Below are 3,088 nucleotides of genomic sequence, written 5' to 3' on the forward strand. Positions count from 1 at the left end.
TGCTTCCTAAAATCACCAATCCTGCTATACTCGGCGCGATTAAGAGGACTGTTCCCCACTGTTGAATCTGTTGTTTTATGGTTTGCCACATTTGGCTTTAATGTTGGTTATTTTGTTGAGGTTGTGTGTTTATACTATTGGGTGCATCTCACTTTTGTAAATGTTCGTAGGGTGCGTTAGGGACGGGGGAGCCATTATTGTATTGGTAGCAAGTGTTAGGACAATCCGTCCCGTAACGCACCATCTGGTCAAACGGCAAAAATGAGATGCACCCTATACTATTCCCCTTTGAGTTCTGAAAATACTTCCTTAGGGAAAGGCAAGAGGCAAGAGGCAAGAGGCAAGAGGCAAAATTGAATATCCTTATTGCCTTTTATCTACATGCCTTTTGCCTTAAAAGGATAAGCAATATCCCTCAAAGGTTGCTGAGAATTGCTATATCAAATGGCGATTAGTTTCCTAGCTAATCGCTATTTGATATACCAAAGGGAACAGGGAACAGGGAACAGGGAACAGGGAGTAGGGAGTAGCGATGCAGAGGTGCGACCCGTGGCGAATTTAATTCTTAATGCGGAAAAAGCACCATTACGGTCTTGGGGAGGCAGTGCGGTCTTGGGGAGGCAGCGCCTTCACGCGGGGGTTCCCCCCGGAGACGAAACCTGATTACGTTGAGCCTTTATGGTTGGTAGGCTATGCAAAAAAGGGTTAAAACTTATTGATTAAGGCGAGCCTGTCTTACGGTAACTTCAAACCACTCGCTATTGCCGTTCCCCCAGCAACTGCCGTGGTTTCCCCCACTCGCTATTGCATCAAGAGGGGAGTAGGGAAAAGAGAACAAAAATTCTCACAATTCATTTAGCATTGGTATAACTTCTCATATCGTGTCAGGATAATTACCCTTAATAAAAATCTTCCCCATCTCCCCATCTCCCCATCTCCCCATCTCCCCACCCTCTCCTTAATTATGGGTATTCAACCAGACTTGATGTGAATAATCACAACTGCTCTCCCATCGGCTGAGATGCGATCGCATCCAGTCCCACTTGTTCGAGTAAATCTTTCCACTCATTGGCCAGGGTTGTATTGTCAGGCTCCAACCGTTGAGCAGTCACTAAAACCTCTAGGGTATCGTACCATATTCCCGCCTTAGCATATTCAGTAGCCAACGCGATCGCGGACTTGGATGACCCTTGGTCACTCACCGTTGATTTTACCCGTTTAACCCACCCACTTACTGAATAATTATCAGGTCGCAGGATACCGTCTGGTTCAATGGGTGCCAAGTACCAGAGGTAGTTTTGACCAATCTTTAATTCTGGTGCTGCTTCTGGTAGGGTAATACTAATCACTCCTTCCTGGCCAGAACTTTTGAGGGTTGTGTGATAATGGGAATTACCCTGTTCATCTTGCAAACTGAAAAAAACCTCAGTTGCTCCCAGGGCGGGCATATAAACAAATAGAGTTGGACGGGGTGATACGGTGTACCCGTGTTTTGTGGGTGGAAGCAATGCGGTTAGGGGGAGTTTACTACCTCTCGAACCCCCACCGATGCTAGTTCTGGGGCTAGCCGAGTCTCCGGGTAGGTCAAATTCTACATCCCCTCTCGAACCCCCACCGATGCTAGTTCTGGGGCTGGCGGATTCTCCGGGTAGGTCAAATTCTACATTTCCTCTCGAACCCCCACCGATGCTAGTTCTGGGGCTAGCCGAGTCTCCGGGTAGCTCAAATTCTACATTTCCTCTCGAACCCCCACCGATGCTAGTTCTGGGGCTAGCCGAGTCTCCGGGTAGCTCAAATTCTACATTTCCTCGCACCCCTCCACCGACACTGGTTTTGGGAACTTCCTCATCTGAGGGGAAATCAAATTCCAGACTGATGCGATAATCTCGGGGTAGAATTTCCCCTTCTTTAACTGATGGAGTTGCCTGGAGTGCAGTTGATGCCAAGATCAATGCTCCAGTTACTGTTGCTGATAAGAGAGTTTTACAAATAAACTTATTCATGTTATAATTAACCTCTTAGTTAGTAAGCAGTCAGCTATCAGCTATCAGCTATCAGCCATTAGCCTTTGGCCTTGGCCTATGGCCATGCTACGCGAATGGCCACGTTACGGGAACAATTTAGGCGCTACACCCACGCTACTTGAGGTGCTTTTGAATAAAATCAGCTGACGGCTGACTGCTGACGGCTGAATGCTTACGCTATAACCAATTCCCTACTAATACAAAGGATGCCCAAAAATAGGGATGTTCATATAATGGATCTTGACGCAATTTCAGTTGTGCTTGTTGCAGCGCTTCAGCCTTAGTCATGGACGGCTTAGTCTGAATCAGGCCCTGATAAAATTCTTTCATTAAGTTAGTGGTTGATTCGTCGCTGACTGACCAGAGACTACCTAAAGTGCTGTGAGCTCCTGAACGTAACGCAAATCCTGCTAATCCTAGGGTGGCACGATTATCCCCTGCTGCAGTTTGACAGGCACTCATTACCAGTAATTCTATAGGTTCGAGAATTCCTAATCGTCTTTTTTGGAATAGTAAATCGAAATCTTTAATGCCAATTCGGTCATTCCAGGTGAGTAGGAATGTTTCCTTTGGGTTAGAACTGAATTGACCGTGAGTAGCTAGGTGAACAATGGGAAAGGGGGTGCTATCAATTGCAGTTTGGAAGGTAGTGCGGGTAAATTCCTGATTGAGTAAAACGTCTGTAGTAACTTTATCCGTAATTTCTTGGACTTCTCCAGCCACACCAGGTAAACCAGTATAGCCTTGGCGAGCTTCGGTCAACCCAGCCACTAAGACGTTCAGTTCAACTCTCTGAAGTCTTTGAGGAAAAAGTTGTAACCCAGGAGAGATAGCAATACTATAGTTTTCGATCAGATACTGTTTACCATCGTAGAGAGCTGCCATGGGCAAATTTCGCAAGAACCCATCTGGCACGAATACCAAGGTTTTAATGTTACTGTTTGCCAGTTCTACTTCTGCCGGTCGGATCAGCCAGTCATATATTTGCTCAGACAGTCGCAACCGCTCATTATTGGGATAACCAGGAGACATAGATGAGTAAACTTGTCTTAGTCTAGCTTTGA

The 3,088-nt window shown here is 46.1% G+C and carries 3 protein-coding genes; 1 reads left to right on the forward strand and 2 read right to left on the reverse strand.

All coding sequences use genetic code 11. The features are described 5' to 3' along the window. Positions 1-444 precede the first annotated feature (444 nt). Positions 445-663 (forward strand): hypothetical protein, encoded by a 219-nt coding sequence (locus F6K53_RS36225; protein WP_293084258.1) that lies wholly within the window; start codon positions 445-447, stop codon positions 661-663. Positions 664-995: 332 nt separating this feature from the next. Here F6K53_RS36225 and F6K53_RS36230 read toward each other — a convergent pair whose 3' ends face one another. Both F6K53_RS36230 and F6K53_RS36235 read right to left on the reverse strand, forming a co-directional pair. After that, positions 996-2,003, reverse strand: coding sequence for a DUF928 domain-containing protein (locus F6K53_RS36230; RefSeq protein WP_293084260.1), 1,008 nt, complete (start codon positions 2,001-2,003; stop codon positions 996-998). Between the two features lie 198 nt (positions 2,004-2,201). Beyond that, the coding region (locus tag F6K53_RS36235; RefSeq protein ID WP_293084263.1) for a CHAT domain-containing protein at positions 2,202-3,088 on the reverse strand (887 nt) is incomplete at its 5' end.

The sequence above is a fragment of the Moorena sp. SIO4A1 genome (assembly GCF_010672065.1).
GTDB lineage: Bacteria > Cyanobacteriota > Cyanobacteriia > Cyanobacteriales > Coleofasciculaceae > Moorena.

What these genes read in the sequence shown, in the direction of transcription:
- F6K53_RS36225 (WP_293084258.1), top strand. Translation starts at nt 445, where the DNA reads ATGGCGATTAGTTTCCTAGCTAATCGCTATTTGATATACCAAAGGGAA.
- F6K53_RS36230 (WP_293084260.1), bottom strand. Translation starts at nt 2,003, where the DNA reads ATGAATAAGTTTATTTGTAAAACTCTCTTATCAGCAACAGTAACTGGA.